The organism is Flavobacterium sp. KACC 22763 (assembly GCF_028736155.1).
Classification (GTDB): Bacteria; Bacteroidota; Bacteroidia; order Flavobacteriales; family Flavobacteriaceae; genus Flavobacterium.
In genome coordinates, this window is the sequence record NZ_CP117879.1 from 4,626,041 (window position 1) to 4,644,510 (window position 18,470).

An 18,470-nucleotide genomic window follows, 5' to 3' on the forward strand; every position below is an offset into this window, starting at 1 on the left:
AAAGGTATAAAAGATAAAAAGAAAATTGATTAATTTTTTGTTTCAACGAATTGATTTATTGAAAAAAATGCAGCAATTAATTTTATTCGCAGTCAAAATGAGAATATTTTCACTTCTTATCTTTACTACAGAAAGCATTATATTATATTTGTAAGTGAAATAAATGAGCGTAGAAAAGCGTTTATTTATAATCATCTCTTTAAAAAAACGAACCACGATATGCGAATTATTTTTAGCTGCTTATTTTTACTCACTTTTTTTAACTCTTTTGCACAAGAAGACGTTAAGCCTGAGATAAAACCAGCTATAAAAATAGATTCTCTGTATCGAGAAGATCAGTTTTATTTCTCGGTAACGTATAACATGTTTACCGATATCCCAGTCGATTTCAAACAGAATAAATTCTCACTTGGACTTTCAGGAGGTTTCTTGCGAGATATGCCGGTTAATAAATCCAGAACCGTTGCTATTGCTGCAGGTTTAGGTTTAAGTTATCAAAACTATTATCAAAATTTAACGATTTCTGAAGACGCTTCGGGTGCAATTATTTATGGCGTAAATGATTACGGACAATTTGTTTCCAATCGTTACAGACAATATTCGGTAGATCTTCCAATCGAATTCAGATGGCGAAATTCTACTTATGAAAGCACTAAATTCTGGCGCATTTATGGTGGAGTGAAACTGAGTTATATCTTTTCGAGTGCCTCTACTCTTGATGATGGAGAAAACACATATAAAATCAAAAACAACGGAGACATCAATAAATTTCAGTACGGTCCGTATCTTGCCGCAGGATACAATACATGGAATGTGTATGTGTATTATGGTTTAAGCTCTTTATTTAATTCAGCAACAACTTTGAACGGCGAAAAGATCAATATGAAAACCTTAAACGCGGGACTGATTTTTTATATTCTATAACCACAAGTATAAAAATAAAAGCTGAGGCATTATTCCAATAAATAATCCTATTAGTATTTCTCTAGAAGTATGTGCATTCATTTCTAAACGTGAGGAAGCCACAATTCCTGACAGTAAAATTAGCAAAGCTGCCCAATAGGGATTATGCAGCTGAAGATGAATGTTTAATCCGATAACAAAAATTGTCAACCCTGAGATAGCGACCATATGTAAGCTTGCTTTTGTCTTAAACAGTACACATACCAATGCCAAAATTGTACTGAATAAAGCAGCAAGAAAAAAGAAGTGAAGTTCTGGATAACGCGTAATTATAATGCTTCTTTTTACGAGCAAGATATATAAAAAACACTGCAAAATGAGCGGAATGGTTCGTTCTGAAGTTTGACTCAGCATTATTGATTTTACATGGCCAGTCGATTTTAACAGTAAATAAAATAAGACAGGAACAATTATATTAATGACTAAAATCTGTATTAAAACAAAGTATTTTTCCTGAGTACTAAAAACATCGTCTTTATAAAATAGGTAAAACAAAGTAGCGTATAGCGATATAAAAATCGGATGTAATATATAAGAGAATATTGGAAGTACTTTTTTCAAAACATGGAAATTTGTGGTGTAAAAACAAATATAAACAATAAATGTTTTCTGCCACGAATTACACGAATTCACACGAATTATTTTTTTGTCACATATTTTAAGGATTATAATCAATGATAATCTTTTAATCTGTGGCTAAAATTTTTTCACGCAGATTTGGCTGATCTAGCAGATTTTTTTAAATGTTTTCTGCCACGAATTACACGAATTCACACGAATTATTTTTTTGTAGCATATTTTAAGGATTATAATCAATGATAATCTTTTAATCTGTGGCTAAAAATTTTCACGCAGATTTAGCAGATTATTTTAAAAAATTAATTTGTGTGAATTCGTGCAATTTGTGGCAAATCTACTTTTTCGGCACTTTCAAATAAATTGAATAATTAGTGAAAATTTGGGAAATTCATGGCAAACCTTTTTTTAAATTTGAAAAAAAGAAATTTCCAAATGAGCCTAAATTTAAAAAGCCTGGTTTCAGTACTTAATGCCAAATGGATTGGTACAAATGCAGATGTTTTAATCGATCATATTTCAATTGATAGCCGCTCGCTTCAAAACGGATCACAGACTTTATTTTTTGCTCTGGCCGGTGTAAATAACGACGCTCATTTGTTTATTCCAGATTTAATAGAAAATGGTGTTCAGAATTTTGTGGTTCAGTATATTCCAGATGGTTATATAGATAAGGCTAATTTTTTGGTTGTCGAGAATACGCTTCAGGCACTTCAAGAATTTGCGGCTTATTATAGAAATATTTTCCATTTTCCAGTAATCGGATTAACTGGAAGTAACGGTAAAACGATTGTAAAAGAATGGCTTAATTTCTTACTGAGTCCTGATTATAATATTATTAGAAGTCCAAAAAGCTACAATTCTCAAGTTGGAGTTCCACTTTCTGTAATTGGTATTAATGAAAAACATAATTTAGGCATTTTCGAAGCTGGAATTTCGACAGTTAACGAAATGATTAAACTGGAGAAAATCATTAAACCTACAATAGGAGTGCTTACCAATATTGGAAGTGCACACGATGAAGGATTTTTGAATTTAGTACAGAAGATTGATGAAAAATTACTTTTGTTCAAAGATTGTCCAATCATTATCTATCAGAAAACAGAAGTTGTAGAATCATGTCTAACCCAGTTTGCTGCAGAATATATGATTCATCCTCGAAAGCTTTTTTCGTGGAGTTTTACAGATAAAAAAGCAGATGTTTTTATTGAAAAAAGAGAATATAAAAACGACCATACTTTTATTCAATATCATTATAAAAATGAGGTTTTCAATTTAGAAATTCCGTTTAACGATTCGGCTTCTATAGAAAATGCGATTTCTTGTTTGTTGGTTTTACTGCATTTTAATTATGATCAGGAAACCATTCAAAGCCGAATTCAGATGCTGTATCCAGTTCGAATGCGTTTGGAAGTTAAGAACGGAATCAACAACTGCAGTATTATTGATGATAGTTACAGTTCTGATTTTCAATCGCTAAAAATTGCTTTGGATTTCTTAGAAAGCCAGAAGAAAAAAGGTGCTTCAAAAACCGTTATTTTATCAGATATTTTCCAAAGCGGATTTACCAATGAAGAATTATATTCTAAAGTAGCCCAATTAATTTCAGACAATAAAATTAACCGTGTAATTGGCATTGGGCCAACGATTTCTTCTTTTGCAGCAAAGTTTCCAAACAGTACCATGTTTGAAAATACAGCCAATTTTATTGCAGCAATTGATAATTTTAATTTTCACAATGAAACGATTTTGATAAAAGGAGCAAGATCATTTGAGTTTGAAGAAATCGTTTCGCTACTGGAAGAAAAAACGCATGAGACCATTCTCGAAATTAATCTCGATGCTATCAGCCATAATTTTAATTACTACAAATCAAAGTTGGCACCAGGTGTCAAAATGATGGTTATGGTAAAGGCTTTTGGTTATGGAAATGGAGGATTAGAAATTGCTAAACTTTTAGAACATCATAAAGTGGATTATTTGGGTGTGGCTTTTGCCGATGAAGGAATATCGTTGAAAAATGGCGGAATAAAAGTCCCGATTATGGTTCTAAATCCTGAGTCTACGAGTTTTCCATCTATGATTCAGTATCAATTAGAACCTGAAATTTATAGTTTGAAAGGATTAAATGCCTTTTTGAAAATTGCCCGCGAAAAGAACTTAAAAGATTACCCAATTCATATCAAAATGGATACGGGAATGCATCGTTTAGGTTTTGAAAACAATACGATCGATGAACTGATTGCAACATTAAAAGGAAATTCGACAGTTCGTGTTCAGAGCATTTTATCGCATCTGGCAACAAGTGATGATCCAAAACATTTTGATTTTGTGAGACAGCAGATTGCCTTGTTCGAAAAGCTTTCTTCAAGACTAATGACCGAATTAAACATTAATCCAATCCGACATACTTTAAATACTTCAGGAATCAGTAATTTTCCTGATGCACAATACAGCATGGTACGTTTAGGAATTGGATTGTACGGCGTTTCAAACGATCCTGCAGAACAGAAATATCTGGAAAATGTAGGAACTCTGAAATCCATAATTTCTCAAATTAGATCAATTCCTACTGGCGACAGCGTTGGTTATGGGCGTCGTTTTATGGCCGATAGAGAAACCAAAATTGCCACAATCCCGATTGGTTACGCAGACGGAATTTCGAGATTATGGGGAAATGAAGTAGGATATGTAACAATCAAAAATCAGAAAGCAAAAATCGTGGGAAGCGTCTGCATGGATATGCTGATGGTTGATGTAAGCCATATCGATTGCAAAGAAGGCGATTCGGTAATTATTTTTGGCGAAAGCCCGACTGTGATAGAGATGGCTGTAGCCTTAAAAACAATTCCGTATGAGATAATGACGAGTATTTCGCAGCGTGTTAAGAGGGTATTTTTTAGATAATCTTAAAAAAATCCAATAAAAATGCGTATTTTCGATATTCATTTATTATTCAACTAAACAGATCAAGTATGGGATTTTTTTCAGAATTTAAGGAATTTGCAATGAAAGGCAACGTGGTTGACCTGGCTGTCGGGGTGATCATTGGAGCTGCTTTTGGTAAAATTGTCAGCTCATTTATTGAAGATGTAATTACGCCATTGCTGTTGAAACCAGCTTTAGATGCTGCGCATTTATCGACTATTGAACAATTAACTGCTTTTGGAGGTGTAAAATACGGAGTATTTATATCGGCAGTAATTAACTTTGTAATTGTAGCTTTTGTTCTATTCCTGATAATTAAAGGAATAAATCATGCAAAAAAGAAAGATGTTGCACCACCGCCTCCAGCTGGACCAACTCAAGAAGAATTATTGACACAGATTAGAGATTTATTGAAAAATAAATAAAAATATAATACCGCTACACTAAGTCTAACTTAACCGCCTTCTAAAGAGGCGGTTTTTTTACAAAATGTTTATTTTGTAACAATTTGTTATTTTTTGTGAATCGCCTTGCAGAGACTTTTATTATACTTACTTTTGCGTTACAAAATTAGATTAATTGATTATTTAAAAATATAAAAATGAGAATTGCAGTTGTAGGCGCTACTGGAATGGTAGGCGAAGTAATGCTTAAAGTATTAGCAGAAAGAAATTTTCCTGTTACAGAATTAATTCCTGTTGCATCAGAAAGATCAGTTGGAAAAGAAATTGAATACAAAGGAACCAAGTATAAAGTAGTAGGATTACAAACAGCTGTTGATATGAAAGCTGATATCGCTGTTTTCTCTGCTGGAGGAGATACTTCATTAGAATGGGCTCCAAAATTTGCTGCTGCTGGAACAACTGTTATTGATAACTCTTCTGCATGGAGAATGGATCCAACTAAAAAATTGGTAGTTCCAGAAATCAACGCTGACGTTTTAACTAAAGAAGATAAAATTATTGCAAATCCAAACTGTTCTACTATTCAAATGGTAATGACTTTGGCGCCTTTGCACAAAAAATACAATATTAAAAGAATCATTGTTTCTACATACCAATCTATCACAGGAACCGGTGTAAAAGCGGTAAAACAATTAGAAAACGAGTACGCTGGAGTTCAAGGTGAAATGGCTTACAAATATCCAATTCATAGAAATGCGATTCCACACTGCGATAGTTTTGAAGAGAACGGGTACACTAAAGAAGAAATGAAATTAGTTCGCGAAACTCAAAAAATCTTAGGTGATAACACTATCAGAGTTACGGCTACTGCTGTTCGCGTTCCAGTTGTAGGCGGACATAGTGAAGCAGTAAACGTTGAGTTTACAAATGATTTTGACGTAAATGAAGTTCGCGAAATTCTACACCATACAGATGGCGTTACAGTACAAGATAATTTAGATACTTTTACTTACCCAATGCCATTATATGCAGAAGGTAAAAATGATGTTTTTGTTGGAAGAATCCGTCGCGACGAAAGCCAGCCAAACACATTAAACATGTGGATTGTTGCCGATAACTTAAGAAAAGGAGCTGCAACAAACACAATCCAAATCGCTGAATATTTAATTAAAGCAGGTTTGGTATAATCGAGAGAGATTAAATAAAATTGTTATAAAGAGAAAACCGTAATTGCAGTGATGTAATTACGGTTTTTTTGATTTCAAATATCTTATTTTAATTATTTTATAGCTTTTGGAAGTAGATTTCTAATTTAGTTTAGACTAGTTTTACAAGAAAGAATCACAGTAACTCGATTAAAATGAAAAATATAAAATATTTATTAATTCTAATTTCTGGAATTTGCGTAGCTCAGAATAAATTTGAAGTTATGAATGGTTCAAAAAGATATTCTGCTGAGATTTCTGTAGACAATTGTAATGCGGGAAATTGTGAAGGAAAAGCAGTTATAAAACTAGTAGATAAAAAATCAAATAGTTTTTTTCAAACGCTGACCTCAGATGATTTATATTTTTTTCTTGATGAAAAACAAAAACCAACAGTAAATGTTATTCAGCTTTATGGAGAGCAAAGTCCATTGATTTTTGATGATTTTAATTTTGACGGAACAGAAGATTTGGCTGTGAGGAACGGGAACAACAGTGGATATGGCGGACCTTCTTATGATGTTTATGTTTATAATTCTACTAAAAAACAATTTGTTTTGAGTAGTCAATTAACCAATTTGGTAAGTGAAAATCTCGGTATGTTTGTTACAGATCATAAAAGAAAAAGATTAATTACATATTCTAAATCTGGCTGCTGTTGGCACATGACAACAGAATATGAAGTTGTACCCAATAAAGGATTGCGTAAGGTTTATGAATTGGAAGAAGATGCAATGAATAGTGAATTTGTAACCGTGACGACAAGAAACTTTATAAACAATAAATGGCAGACAAAAACTAAAAATTATAAAATAAGTGAATACTATAAAGAATAAAATTTGATATAAGATCTTAGCAAAGTTTTTTAGTTTTAAAAAGTTATTGGGAATATAAAAAAGGCATACCTTTAATTTAGAAAAATAGAGACAATGAATTTCGATAACTACAAGATTATTCCAAATTACAATACGCAAAAAACAGATTTATTTACCGCAGATGAAGAAGAAATTCTGGCTTGTGAAAAAACATTAAACATAACTTTTGATGAAGATTATAAAGAGTATGTTCAAGAATACGGAAGTGGTATTTTAGGCGGTACTTATGTAAGGGTTTATCTTCCTGAAACGATTGTTTTAACTTTGGAAGAATGGAAAAACCGTATTACTGAATATTGGTTTTGGGATGAAGGAAAAGAAGTTTTGACGAAAGAAGAAGTGCTAAACTCTATTAGAATTGGAGATACTTTTGATGGAGATGAAATTATTCTTTTAAACAATCAATATTATGTTTTACCAAGATATAGCGAAATGATTTATAAAGCTGGAAACTCGCTCGAAGAAACGATTTCATGGTTATGTTCGGCTGGAATATTAACCGAAGCATTTTTGGAAAGAGAATTTGAGCCTTTTGATCCAAGCGGTTTTTTAAATTCCAATTAAAAAAAATTCCAAATTCCAAGTGCACAAAATGCATTTTGGAATTTGGAATTTTAAAATTTTGGAATTTATTTTCTAGTATTCTGGAGCTAGTTCTAATTCCAGTCCTTCTAAATCTTCAGTAATTGGTATCTGACAACCTAAACGGCTATTAGATTTAACATAAAAGGCTTCTGAAAGCATAGCTTCTTCATCGTCACCCATTTCTGGTAATGCAACATCATTTAGAACATAACACTGGCAAGAAGCACACATGGCCATTCCGCCACATGTTCCTTCAACAGGAAGTTCGTATGCTTTGCATAACTCCATTATATTCATTGCCATATCAGTTGGAGCCTGTAATTCGTGTATAACTCCTTCTCGATCTTTAATCTTTATTAATACATCCATTTTAATTATTGGAATTTTGTGTAGAATTTGAAAAACGTGTTCAAATTCTCTATTAATTTTAACTTTTCTCTTTTAAGCTAAAAGCATATTCTTTTCGATTACCGTCTTTAAGGCGCATTTTTACACCAATAATATTACCTCCTTTTTCTAGTATGGTTACTAGAGAGATAACAGAATAATAATCTTTGTCAGCCTGGAAAATTAAAGTCCCTTCATAAGTAGAATTTAAAATTCCTTGTTTGTCTGTCTGCGCACTAAGTTTTCGCGGATGCGAAAAATCGGCGGAGCTATAAGTTGCCTTATTTGAAAACTTTGCTTTTCCGTCACAAAGGTCATATAAGAAATCATAATTTCCAATTCTTAAAGCGCCTTCTTCGGTTTTACCATTTGTAGAAAAAATGATTTGTCCTGAATATTGAAAATCTGACCATTCTTCAGCTTCATTTACCCAAGCTTTTTCAGCAAAAAGTGTTTGGCCCTGTTGTGCATTTACAGCGCTTACAAAAAATAATAAAAAAAGAGCGTAAAAGTTTCTCATAAGTTTAAGATTTAAGGGTTATGTTGACAAATTTAAGTTAAAAATGTAACAATTCCTTAACAGAAACTCTTAAAACTTTGCATTGTTTTTTATGAATCTGGCAAAAAGCGTTCTTTTTTCAGCATTATTTTATTATTTTCTCAATTAAATAATAAATCACTTATTATTCTTGTTAAACTATGAAGGTTTAATTTTGAGAAAAAGCGACGACCTGTTACATAACATTTACCACAGTTTCAATTTGTGGTGCATATTTTTTTATAGTGGTTTCAACACCTGCTTTAAGTGTCATCTGATTAACACTGCAACTAATGCAAGCTCCTTCTAAACGAACTTTTACATGTTTGTCATCTTCAATAGAGATTAATGAAATATCTCCACCGTCAGATTTTAAGAATGGTCTTATCTCATCTAAGGCCAATAAAACATTGCTTGTTATTTCTTCTGTTGTCATAATATTAATGTGTCAATTAGAAAATGTGTCAATTAGAAAATTCTTTAAAATTATCTAATTGTCACATTATCTCAATTATCTAATTATTTTTTAACTGCAGAACAGCCAGCCATTGTTGTAATTTTGATGGCTTCAGTTGCAGGTAAACTTTCGTTTCTGTTTACGGTTTCTTGTACAACATTTCTAGTAATTCCTTCGAACACTTTTTCTATTGGAGATGCTGTTTGCAATGCTGCTGGACGACCGTAATCTCCAGCTTCGCGAATAGATTGTACAATAGGAACTTCTCCTAAAAATGGAACGCCTAAATCTTCAGCAAGGTTTTTAGCACCTTCTTGTCCAAAGATATAGTATTTATTGTCTGGCAATTCTTCTGGTGTAAAGTACGCCATGTTTTCAATAATTCCTAAAACAGGAACATTGATGTTATCCTGCATAAACATTGCCACACCTTTTTTAGCATCAGCAAGTGCTACAGCTTGTGGAGTACTTACTACAACAGCCCCAGTAATAGGAAGTGATTGCATGATAGAAAGGTGAATATCTCCAGTTCCAGGAGGCAAGTCAAGAAGCATGAAATCTAATTCTCCCCAATCTGCATCAAAAATCATTTGGTTTAATGCTTTTGCAGCCATTGGTCCTCTCCAGATTACAGCTTGACTTGGTGCTGTAAAAAATCCGATAGAAAGCATTTTGATTTCGTAGCTTTCAATTGGTTTCATTTTAGATTTTCCGTCAACAGTAACAGAAACAGGTTTTTCGTTTTCAACGTCAAACATAATTGGCATAGATGGTCCGTAAATATCAGCATCTAAAACACCAACTTTAAAGCCCATTTTGGCAAGCGTAACAGCCAAGTTTGCAGTTACTGTAGATTTTCCTACTCCTCCTTTTCCAGAAGCAACTGCAATAATGTTTTTGATTCCAGGAATTGCGCGACCTTTAATTTCCGGTTTCTCTGGAGCTTCTACTTTAATGTTTACTTTTACTTTTGCATCAGGAGATATTAAATCATGAATTGTTTTTCTAATATCATCTTCAGCTCTTTTTTTGATGTGCATTGCAGGTGTGTGCAATACAAGGTCCACAACAGCTTCGTCTCCAAATGTAATGACATTGGTTACGGCGCCGCTTTCAACCATATTTTTTCCTTCTCCAGCAATAGTGATTGTCTCTAAGGCTTTTAGAATTTCTTTTCTATCTAGTTTCATTGTAATGGGCTATTTTTTTATTCTCCAAAAACAGTCTTATAAAATTATATTTATTTAAACTGATTTCAGGGTGCAAAGATAACAGATTAAGTTCGGAAATTAAGCGTTTTTGAATTGTAATTATTGATATAGAGATTATTCAAAATTATTTAAAAGTGTTTTTTATTGAAAATCATAATCAAGAATGATTTATCGATTTAATGTTGGGAGAAAAGTTTTTCCAATACAAATGAATATTTTTTACATAAAGTTTTCTTTCAATTAAATAAAATTCTCACAAAACTTCGTTATATTTGATTGCCCAAATCGATGATTACCAGACATGAAAAAAATATGTGAAAACTAAGGTTTTTTGAGTAATTTTTTGGGTTTTCGGTATTTTTTTTAAAGTTATTTCTACCATTTAAAACTTTAAAAATATGCGAAATTTTACTTTTTCTTTAATTATTATTACAATCAGTTTTTTTGCATTTTCATTCAATTCATTAAATAGCAATACTAAAAACAAAACTGATTTAACGAATCGAAAAACGGTTGCAGTCATAACTCTTGATGCAGCTTCGATTAATTCCTTTTTTAAAAAATATCCTAAGCTTAAAAAATATCAGAAAGATGTTGAGGATATTTATAAAGCCAAACAGTACAAATCTATTTGGTACGACGATAAAAGTATAACTGAATTTGGTTCATTATTGTATCAGAAAGTAAATGTTCTGAGAGATCAGGGAATTGAAAATAAAATGCCTTATAAAGAAGAAATTGATGAGGCTTTTAATGAAAGTTCTTCAAACAAACCACCACAGCTTGATACCGAATTACTGCTGACAAGTATGTATGTATTCTATGCCAGCAATGTGTATTCTGGAGTTGATCCTGCGACATTAAAAAAAATAGGATGGTACCTTCCTGCAAAATCTATTTCGTATACTCACATTCTAGATTCGTTAATGGTTGATTCTGATCGATTGGATAAAGATGATAATCTTTTATTCAGCCAATACTACAGATTGAAAGATGCATTGAAAAAATACCGTAAAATAGAAACCGATAATCTATGGCAGAAAATTGCGATTGACAGTGCTACTTTCAAAGATTTAAGACCAGACGATACTGCTATTGCCATAAAACAAATTAGAAATCGCTTATTTGTTGTAGGAGATTTAAAAAAAGATTCTGGAAGTGATATTTATGATGAAGAATTGATGGCAGGGGTTTTAAACTATAAAAAAAGATATAATCTAAAAATAAATTATGCTTTAACAAGAGATGTTATTAATCAGATGAATGAGCCGATTGGCAAGAGAATCAGAACCATTATGCTGAACATGGAAAGATGCAGATGGATTCCAACCAAATTGGCTAAAGCAGATGAATATGTAATGGTTAATATTCCTTCATTCAGATTGTTTTATGTTAAGAACGGAAAGTATGATCTTGTTTCGGATATTTTTGTTGGTAACAGGCTAAGTGAGACTGTAATCTTTAGTGGAAATATGGATCGAATCGTATTTAGTCCGTATTGGTATGTGCCGACAAGTATTATTCAAAATGAATTAAAACTCCAGATTGCTAGTGATAAGAACTATTTGGAGGAGCATAATATGGAATGGAACGGGGGGAAAGTGCGACAAAAGCCAGGACCTAAAAATTCTTTGGGATTAGTAAAATTTATGTTCCCGAATCCAAACGATATTTATATGCACGATACACCTGCAAAAAGTTTGTTCGAATTTGAAAAACGTACTTTTAGCCACGGCTGTATAAATGTGAAAGAAGCCAAACAGCTCGCATTGCATATTTTAAAAGATGATCCAGACTGGCCAGCAGACAAAATAGAGAGCGCTATGAATGGCGGAAAAGAAACGACTTGCATGCTTAAACGTAAAATTCCGGTTTATATAGGTTATTTTACCTGCTGGGTTCAGGACAATGGAGAAGTTAATTTTTTCCCAGATGTATACGATCGAGACCAAAATCTGGACAAGCTGATTTATAACGATGCTGTAACAATGAAAGACTAAAAAAATAAAAGCCCGACGGATTTTACTGAAATCTGTCGGGCTTCTTTAAAAAAAATGGTCTACAAGCTTATTCGTATTTTAAATATTTTAAAACATCTATTTTGGTTACCTGAAACGCTTTTGTTAAAACAATTACTAAAGTTAAAATCAAAAGAGAAATCAAGGCAATTACAAAAGGAACAGATGATATTCCAATTCTAAAAGCGAAATCTTCAAGCCATTTCTGTAATAATATATAAGCAGGAACAATCCCGATTGCAAATCCTATTAAACAGAAAACAATATATTGTTTTGATAATTCTCTTAAGAGTATATCTGTTTCGGCTCCTAATGTTTTTCGAATGGCGATTTCTTTCAGTCTTCTCTCCATCGAAAATGATGCCAAAGCGAATAATCCGAACACAGCAATTATGATTACGACTAAATTTAAAATGAAAAAGAGGTTTTTTTGTTTGACTTGCTCTTCATAAGTTTTTGCAAATCCTTTGTTAACAAATTCATAGTCAAAAGGATAGTCTGGATTTACATTTTTCTCCCAATATAATTTCAATTTTTCTAACGTTTCTGTTAAATTATTTGGAGAAACTTTTACAAGCACTCTATTGAAATTATTCCATTTTAACGTTTTTAAACTAATAAAAACCATTGGCGGAACCTTATTCTGCAAATCGATTAAATTAAAGTCTTTTACAACTCCAACAACTCTAAACTTTAAGTTATCATCGCTGCCAATACTCCAGCCCGATGTTATCATAGTGTTCACTGGATTCTTAAGATTTAGTTCTTTAGCAAGTGTCTCGTTTATAAGCATACCGCTAACAGTATCTGAAGCAAATTGAGGAGATAAATCGCGTCCTTCAATTATTTTGATTTTCATCATTTCAAGAAATCCAAAATCCATTTCGATGTTTTTGGGCTGTACAAAAATTCCATTATGTTTAAATCCTGAACTTGATCCAGCATTACCTCCAAAAGTGCCGGCAAATGTAGTGACATCAACAACTCCTGGGATTTTTTTAATTTCTTGTTTCTGTGCTAAATATTTATCTGTTCTGCTTAACCGCTCTTTTGTATTGTACGTAATAGAAAGTACTTGGTCACCGTTGAAGCCTAGATCTTTATTCATCATGTAATCAACCTGCGAATTAACAATTAATGCTCCAATGATAAAAAAGGCTGCAATTCCGAACTGAAAAATAAGCATTGAGTTTCGAATCCAGATACCACTTTTGCTTCTTGAAAAATTACCTTTTAGAACCTTTAATGTTTCAAAATTTGAGATATAAATAGCAGGGAAAATACCTGCAAGAACGATTACTAATCCAAATATAAAAATAAGCTGCAGGTAAAATTCGCTACCATTCATAGTCAAAGTTTTTCTCAAAAAGGTATTGTAATAGGGTAGTGAAAGTTCTACAATAGCCAGAGCAAAAATTATGGCAAGTAATACGGTTATGGAAGTTTCAAAAATAAACTGAATAATAATTTGTTTTTTTGTTGCACCCACAATTTTGCGAACTCCTACTTCTTTAGCACGTTTGATAGCCGATGCAGTTGCTAAATTGATATAATTTACCATTGATAAAAATAATATCAGAACAGACAAGCCGCCCATAATGTAAAGTAATTTTAAATTACCTTGCCCTTCAGGAAGGTTTTGTCCTCCAGAACTTTTTGTGCCATATAAACGAGAGGTTTTCAATTGATCAAGCATCACTTCGACCTGTCCGTTTTCTTTTAGATATTGTTCCACAGTCTGTCCGCTGGCTTTTGCATCTTTTACTGTTCTGTTGATAAAAATTACATTTTGCATTTTCTTTATAAGAGCAGCAGGATCGGTTCCTTTTTTAGCTTTGACCATTAAAGCATAGTTGAAATTTCCCCACTGATCTTTATCACCGTCACGCTTAACCCCGTTAAAAATATAATTCGGTTCGATTGAAGACGGTTTAGTTACACGAAAAACCGCTTTTACGATGTAATCGCCATTTCCATACGAAATTGATTTGCCAATTGGATCATCGTTTTTGAAAAGCAATTTTGCCTGATCTTCTGATACAGCAGCACTATTTTTTTCTTTTAAAATATTTTGTTTGCTTCCTTTTATAATTTCAAAAGGGAAAAAATCAAAAAAGTTTTCGTCTGTACGAATAACTTTTTTATCCAATATTTTTAGATTTTGAAATTTAACAATGCCGTCTTCGTACCAATTGTAGAGAAAACAAACTTTGTCAATTTCGGGAATTGTAGCTTTGCATGTTTCTCCAAAAGGGATCGAACTAGTTGCCCAAATATCTCCCGAACCAATTTTGTTAAGAACAATATAAGCGTTCTCTTTCTCAGGATTCCATTGATCGTATGCATTTTCATTGTTCCAATATAAAATTGCAAAAATAACAGAAGCGATCCCGATGCTTAATCCCAGAACATTTAAGAACGAAAACAATTTGTTTTGCTTTAAATGATATATAAATATTTTAAACCAGTTAAAAATCATTTTGAGGTATATTTTTTATAGTTGATATGGTTGTTTTTAGAAAACCTTTCGGTTTTAAATCATAGTAAATATTTTGCACACCAGTTCTACCAGAACTACAAGTGCAGTAACAATAATTTTAATCATCACTTTATTATTTAGCGTCCATAAAAACATCAACATTTCGTTGATTTAACTTTTCAGAAAATATAACTCCGTCTTTCATATGAATGGTTCTTTGCGAAAAAGAAGCATCATAATCAGAGTGGGTAACCATCAAAATGGTAGCGCCTTTAGCATGTAAATCGGTTAAAAGTTCCATAACTTCATTACCGTTTTTACTGTCTAAGTTTCCTGTTGGCTCATCGGCCAAAATAATTTTCGGATCATTTACCAAAGCTCTTGCAACGGCAACTCTCTGCTGCTGACCGCCAGAAAGTTGTTGTGGGAAATGTTTCAAACGATGAGAGATATTTAGTTTTTCTGCAATCGCTTCAATTTTCTGTTTTCTTTCAGAAGCTTTTACGTTGTTATAAAGCAATGGCAATTCGATATTATCGTAAACAGAAAGCTCATCGATTAAGTTGAAGTTTTGAAAAATAAAACCAATGTTTTCTTTACGCACTTGCGCTCTACCTTTTTCTTTTAGACCAATCATTTCTTGATCTAGTAATTTGTAACTGCCGCCATCTGCACTGTCCAAAAGGCCAATTATATTTAATAAAGTCGATTTTCCACAGCCCGAAGGTCCCATGATAGTTAAAAAATCTCCTTTTTTTATTTCTACGCTGATGCCACTCAAAGCAGCAGTTTCTATTTCTTCTGTTCTAAAAACTTTGGTTAAATTCTGAATTGCGATCATAATTTTTAAGGTTTTGAAATGTTATTAAATTCGTTTTTTGATTGATGATTGAAATGATGATTTTATTATAATTGTAAATTGTGAATTGTAAATTGTGAATTGTAAACTGAGACTGAACACTGAACACTAAATGCTGACCACTGATTACTGCGACTCAAGCGAGAGCTCTTCAATATCTTTATAATCAGTATAAGAAGAAGTAACTACAGATTCGCCTTCTTTTAAACCTTCTAGAACTTCGTAATAAGAAGGATTTTCACGGCCAAGTTTGATGTTTCTTCTTACGGCTTTGTTTCCGTTTACAACAAAAATCCATTTTCCTGCTGCTTCCTGATTAAAAGCTCCTCTAGGAATAACTAAAGTTCTGTTCTTTTCAGACAAAATCAGTTTTACGCCAAAGCTAAGTCCGTCCTGCAGGACAATATTTTCTTTGCTTACAAAAGCAAGTTCTACAGTAAAACGTCCGCCCTTAACCTCTGGAATTACTTTGGTCACGAAAACTTCAAGATTCTTGCCTTTAAATTCTACTTGTCCTTTTAAGCCTTCTCTAAGTTTTTCCAGATAAAACTCGTCTACTTCGGCAATAAGTTTATATCCTTTGTTAGAATCAATTCTTCCAATGCTTGCACCTGCCTGAAAAGTTTTTCCTAAAACAGGTTCAAAAGAAGTCAATCGTCCTGTTTCTGGAGCTGTGATTAAAAAGTTCTTTTTGTTATTTCTCAGAATATCCAAACTCTTTTCCATAGTCTGGATCGAGCGGTTTATCTGAGAAATCTGAACTTGATTGCTTTGTTTTTCTTTTTGAATGCTCTGTTGAATTGTTCTTTTACGTTCTTCCTGAAAACGAAGGCTTTCCTTAAAAGTATTCCAGTCATTTTTAGAAATTACATCTTTCTCATACAGCTTTGCATTCATGTCGTATAATCTCTTCGCATCGTTGTAATCGTGTTCAATTAAAACTAAATCTTTGTTTAAGTTTAGCTCTTGATTTCGGATGTTTAATTTCCCCGTGTTTAAATTGTTGATTTGCTCAATAATCGCAGTTTCTTGAGTTAAGTAATTCAATTCTGTATTCGGATTGTACAAACGAGCCAGCGATTGTCCTTTGGTAACCATTGCACCATTTTCTACAAAAATCTCTTTTACAGAACCGCCTTCGGTAACGTTTACCAGCATTACATTCAAAGGTTCTACTTTTGCCTGAAAAACGACGAAATCTTCAAAAAAAGCTTTTTCTGCTTTTTGAATTACCAATTCGTCTGCTTTTACATTTAAAGTCCTTTTGGTATTAAAAGCAAAAACCGAGATGGTAAGCAAAACTAAAAAAACAGCAATTGCTATTGCGAGATATCTAAATTTTTTATTTTTACGAGGAATTACCGTGTCCATTTTATAATTTATTTTACTGATAATCAATAGGTAAATACTGTGCCATAAAATTTATTATTTGTAAAGCGTTGATTTTAAAGAGGCTTCAGAAAATACTTCAAAAAAGCAGTGTCCGATAATGAACAGTTGACCGTTCGGAAGCGGACAGAAAAAAGACCAAATGAGAAAAAAACTAGCCCAAATATTAGTTGTTGATGATCAGGAAGAAATTCTTTTTTCTGCAAAAATGATTCTTAAAAAACATTTCGAGACGATTTTTACAACTAATAGTCCAAAAAAAATCATTTCAATTTTAAGCGAAAATGATATAAATGTGGTTTTGCTGGATATGAATTACCGAATAGGTTTTGAAGACGGGCGCGAAGGCATTCATTGGCTGAAAGAAATTCAAACGCTTTCTCCGCAAACAGTCGTTATTTTAATGACCGCTTTTGGTAAAATTGAAACTGCTGTAGAAGGTATAAAAATTGGAGCTTTTGATTATGTTTTAAAGCCATGGAATAACGAAAAACTCATTGAAGTTATTGATAAGGCAGTTGCTGAAAGCAGAAAAAACAGTAAAAAAACAGCTTCAGAAAAAGTAGAGAAAACCGAAAAGAAATATTTTGTTGGAACTTCGGCAAAAATAAAACAGGCTTATTCAATTGCCGAAAAAGTGGCCAGAACAGACGCCAATGTTTTGATTTTGGGTGAAAACGGAACAGGAAAGTATGTTTTTGCCGAATATATTCATCAGCATTCGGAGAGAAAAAATGAACCTTTTGTACATGTAGATTTGGGCTCTCTAAGTGATAATCTGTTTGAAAGTGAACTTTTTGGCTACGCCAAAGGTGCTTTTACCGATGCTAAAATAGATACTCCGGGACGTTTCGAAAATGCCTCAAACGGAACTATTTTCTTGGACGAAATAGGCAATATTCCGCTTCATCTTCAGGCCAAATTGCTTCATGTTTTGCAAACGAAAACGGTAACGCGTTTAGGAGAAAGTAAACCAAGACCGCTAAATGTGCGCGTTATTGCAGCAACAAATAGCGATATTAAAACAGAAGTGAAAAATAAGACTTTCCGTGAAGATTTGCTGTACCGAATTAATACCATGGAAATAAATCTTCCCTCTTTACGCGAAAGAAAAGACGATATTGTACCAATGGCCAACTTTATTCTAGAACAGATTGCCGAAAAATACAATCAGGAAAATTGGCGTTTTGAAGATAATGCTGAGTCTTATCTTGAGAAATATCCTTGGAAAGGGAATGTGCGAGAAATGGAAAACAAGATTGAACGTGCTTTGATTTTGGCTGAAAATAACACTATTTCTGTAATGGATTTGGACATTTTGGATTTTGAAGAAATTCAAGAAAATGATGAAAATCCGTTATCGGAAATGGAGAAAGGTGCAATTGAAAAAGCCCTTTTCAAGCATAACGGAAACATTAGTAAAACTGCCGAAGAACTCGGGTTGTCTCGCGCTGCTTTGTATAGAAGAATAGAGAAATACGATTTGAAGAATTAGAGAAAGAAGCAAGAGTCAAGAATCAAGATTTTTGCTTTGTCTTTAGTCTCACGCAGATTTTGCAAATTTAGCGGATAAAAAAATCCCTTTAATCTTTTTAA

General features: G+C 32.8%; 16 protein-coding genes. 8 read left to right on the top strand and 8 right to left on the bottom strand.

The window, feature by feature from the left end; genetic code table 11:
• The first annotated feature begins 219 nt into the window (after positions 1 to 219).
• Positions 220 to 924 (top strand): porin family protein, encoded by a 705-nt coding sequence (locus PQ463_RS19450; RefSeq protein WP_274255092.1) that lies wholly within the window; start codon positions 220 to 222, stop codon positions 922 to 924.
• Here PQ463_RS19450 and PQ463_RS19455 read toward each other — a convergent pair.
• Positions 919 to 1,524 carry a hypothetical protein gene (locus PQ463_RS19455; protein WP_274255093.1) on the bottom strand — a complete coding sequence of 202 codons (606 nt, stop codon included), beginning with the start codon at positions 1,522 to 1,524 and terminating at the stop codon, positions 919 to 921. The two genes, PQ463_RS19450 and PQ463_RS19455, sit on opposite strands and share 6 nt — an antisense overlap.
• A gap of 450 nt (positions 1,525 to 1,974) precedes the next feature.
• Here PQ463_RS19455 and PQ463_RS19460 point away from each other — a divergent pair, with 450 nt between their 5' ends.
• The 5 genes from PQ463_RS19460 to PQ463_RS19480 all read left to right on the top strand — a co-directional run bounded on the left by PQ463_RS19460 (position 1,975) and on the right by PQ463_RS19480 (position 7,515).
• Complete coding sequence (locus tag PQ463_RS19460) at positions 1,975 to 4,446, top strand: bifunctional UDP-N-acetylmuramoyl-tripeptide:D-alanyl-D-alanine ligase/alanine racemase (RefSeq protein WP_274255095.1); 2,472 nt, start codon at positions 1,975 to 1,977, stop codon at positions 4,444 to 4,446.
• A gap of 68 nt (positions 4,447 to 4,514) precedes the next feature.
• The gene (mscL, locus tag PQ463_RS19465) at positions 4,515 to 4,892 is read left to right on the top strand and encodes a large conductance mechanosensitive channel protein MscL (protein ID WP_274255096.1); all 378 of its coding nucleotides are present in this window, start codon (positions 4,515 to 4,517) and stop codon (positions 4,890 to 4,892) included.
• 176 nt (positions 4,893 to 5,068) lie between these two features.
• Complete coding sequence (locus tag PQ463_RS19470) at positions 5,069 to 6,058, top strand: aspartate-semialdehyde dehydrogenase (RefSeq protein ID WP_111367495.1); 990 nt, start codon at positions 5,069 to 5,071, stop codon at positions 6,056 to 6,058.
• Positions 6,059 to 6,231: 173 nt separating this feature from the next.
• Positions 6,232 to 6,912 carry an XAC2610-related protein gene (locus PQ463_RS19475; protein ID WP_274255097.1) on the top strand — a complete coding sequence of 227 codons (681 nt, stop codon included), beginning with the start codon at positions 6,232 to 6,234 and terminating at the stop codon, positions 6,910 to 6,912.
• A 93-nt stretch (positions 6,913 to 7,005) separates the two neighbouring features.
• Positions 7,006 to 7,515: an SMI1/KNR4 family protein gene (locus PQ463_RS19480; protein ID WP_274255098.1), complete on the top strand. Its 510-nt coding sequence runs from the start codon at positions 7,006 to 7,008 to the stop codon at positions 7,513 to 7,515.
• Positions 7,516 to 7,587: 72 nt separating this feature from the next.
• Here the strand turns inward: PQ463_RS19480 and PQ463_RS19485 are convergent, their stop codons facing one another.
• The 4 genes from PQ463_RS19485 to PQ463_RS19500 form a co-directional block, all read right to left on the bottom strand.
• A complete protein-coding gene (locus tag PQ463_RS19485) occupies positions 7,588 to 7,905 on the bottom strand; it encodes a 2Fe-2S iron-sulfur cluster-binding family protein (protein ID WP_091490641.1) in 318 nt (105 codons plus the stop codon).
• A 58-nt stretch (positions 7,906 to 7,963) separates the two neighbouring features.
• On the bottom strand, positions 7,964 to 8,443 hold the full coding sequence (locus tag PQ463_RS19490; protein ID WP_274255099.1) for a hypothetical protein: 480 nt from the start codon (positions 8,441 to 8,443) through the stop codon (positions 7,964 to 7,966).
• A 214-nt stretch (positions 8,444 to 8,657) separates the two neighbouring features.
• Positions 8,658 to 8,897: a NifU family protein gene (locus PQ463_RS19495; protein ID WP_008466263.1), complete on the bottom strand. Its 240-nt coding sequence runs from the start codon at positions 8,895 to 8,897 to the stop codon at positions 8,658 to 8,660.
• An 83-nt stretch (positions 8,898 to 8,980) separates the two neighbouring features.
• A complete protein-coding gene (locus PQ463_RS19500; protein ID WP_274255100.1) occupies positions 8,981 to 10,108 on the bottom strand; it encodes an Mrp/NBP35 family ATP-binding protein in 1,128 nt (375 codons plus the stop codon).
• 419 nt (positions 10,109 to 10,527) lie between these two features.
• Between PQ463_RS19500 and PQ463_RS19505 the strand changes: the two genes are divergently transcribed.
• Complete coding sequence (locus PQ463_RS19505; protein ID WP_274255101.1) at positions 10,528 to 12,129, top strand: L,D-transpeptidase family protein; 1,602 nt, start codon at positions 10,528 to 10,530, stop codon at positions 12,127 to 12,129.
• A gap of 67 nt (positions 12,130 to 12,196) precedes the next feature.
• Here PQ463_RS19505 and PQ463_RS19510 read toward each other — a convergent pair whose 3' ends face one another.
• The 3 genes from PQ463_RS19510 to PQ463_RS19520 all read right to left on the bottom strand — a co-directional run bounded on the left by PQ463_RS19510 (position 12,197) and on the right by PQ463_RS19520 (position 16,856).
• Positions 12,197 to 14,626 (bottom strand): ABC transporter permease, encoded by a 2,430-nt coding sequence (locus PQ463_RS19510; RefSeq protein WP_274255102.1) that lies wholly within the window; start codon positions 14,624 to 14,626, stop codon positions 12,197 to 12,199.
• Between the two features lie 133 nt (positions 14,627 to 14,759).
• Positions 14,760 to 15,467 carry an ABC transporter ATP-binding protein gene (locus PQ463_RS19515; protein WP_274255103.1) on the bottom strand — a complete coding sequence of 236 codons (708 nt, stop codon included), beginning with the start codon at positions 15,465 to 15,467 and terminating at the stop codon, positions 14,760 to 14,762.
• 144 nt (positions 15,468 to 15,611) lie between these two features.
• Positions 15,612 to 16,856 carry an efflux RND transporter periplasmic adaptor subunit gene (locus tag PQ463_RS19520; RefSeq protein ID WP_274255104.1) on the bottom strand — a complete coding sequence of 415 codons (1,245 nt, stop codon included), beginning with the start codon at positions 16,854 to 16,856 and terminating at the stop codon, positions 15,612 to 15,614.
• Positions 16,857 to 17,016: 160 nt separating this feature from the next.
• Here PQ463_RS19520 and PQ463_RS19525 point away from each other — a divergent pair, with 160 nt between their 5' ends.
• Positions 17,017 to 18,369 (top strand): sigma-54-dependent transcriptional regulator, encoded by a 1,353-nt coding sequence (locus PQ463_RS19525; protein ID WP_274255105.1) that lies wholly within the window; start codon positions 17,017 to 17,019, stop codon positions 18,367 to 18,369.
• Positions 18,370 to 18,470 lie beyond the last annotated feature (101 nt).

What these genes read in the sequence shown, in the direction of transcription:
- PQ463_RS19475 (WP_274255097.1), top strand. Translation starts at nt 6,232, where the DNA reads ATGAAAAATATAAAATATTTATTAATTCTAATTTCTGGAATTTGCGTA.
- PQ463_RS19520 (WP_274255104.1), bottom strand. Translation starts at nt 16,856, where the DNA reads ATGGACACGGTAATTCCTCGTAAAAATAAAAAATTTAGATATCTCGCA.
- PQ463_RS19510 (WP_274255102.1), bottom strand. Translation starts at nt 14,626, where the DNA reads ATGATTTTTAACTGGTTTAAAATATTTATATATCATTTAAAGCAAAAC.
- PQ463_RS19480 (WP_274255098.1), top strand. Translation starts at nt 7,006, where the DNA reads ATGAATTTCGATAACTACAAGATTATTCCAAATTACAATACGCAAAAA.
- PQ463_RS19505 (WP_274255101.1), top strand. Translation starts at nt 10,528, where the DNA reads ATGCGAAATTTTACTTTTTCTTTAATTATTATTACAATCAGTTTTTTT.
- PQ463_RS19525 (WP_274255105.1), top strand. Translation starts at nt 17,017, where the DNA reads ATGAGAAAAAAACTAGCCCAAATATTAGTTGTTGATGATCAGGAAGAA.
- PQ463_RS19450 (WP_274255092.1), top strand. Translation starts at nt 220, where the DNA reads ATGCGAATTATTTTTAGCTGCTTATTTTTACTCACTTTTTTTAACTCT.
- PQ463_RS19460 (WP_274255095.1), top strand. Translation starts at nt 1,975, where the DNA reads ATGAGCCTAAATTTAAAAAGCCTGGTTTCAGTACTTAATGCCAAATGG.
- PQ463_RS19500 (WP_274255100.1), bottom strand. Translation starts at nt 10,108, where the DNA reads ATGAAACTAGATAGAAAAGAAATTCTAAAAGCCTTAGAGACAATCACT.
- PQ463_RS19470 (WP_111367495.1), top strand. Translation starts at nt 5,069, where the DNA reads ATGAGAATTGCAGTTGTAGGCGCTACTGGAATGGTAGGCGAAGTAATG.
- PQ463_RS19515 (WP_274255103.1), bottom strand. Translation starts at nt 15,467, where the DNA reads ATGATCGCAATTCAGAATTTAACCAAAGTTTTTAGAACAGAAGAAATA.
- PQ463_RS19495 (WP_008466263.1), bottom strand. Translation starts at nt 8,897, where the DNA reads ATGACAACAGAAGAAATAACAAGCAATGTTTTATTGGCCTTAGATGAG.
- PQ463_RS19490 (WP_274255099.1), bottom strand. Translation starts at nt 8,443, where the DNA reads ATGAGAAACTTTTACGCTCTTTTTTTATTATTTTTTGTAAGCGCTGTA.
- PQ463_RS19485 (WP_091490641.1), bottom strand. Translation starts at nt 7,905, where the DNA reads ATGGATGTATTAATAAAGATTAAAGATCGAGAAGGAGTTATACACGAA.
- mscL (WP_274255096.1), top strand. Translation starts at nt 4,515, where the DNA reads ATGGGATTTTTTTCAGAATTTAAGGAATTTGCAATGAAAGGCAACGTG.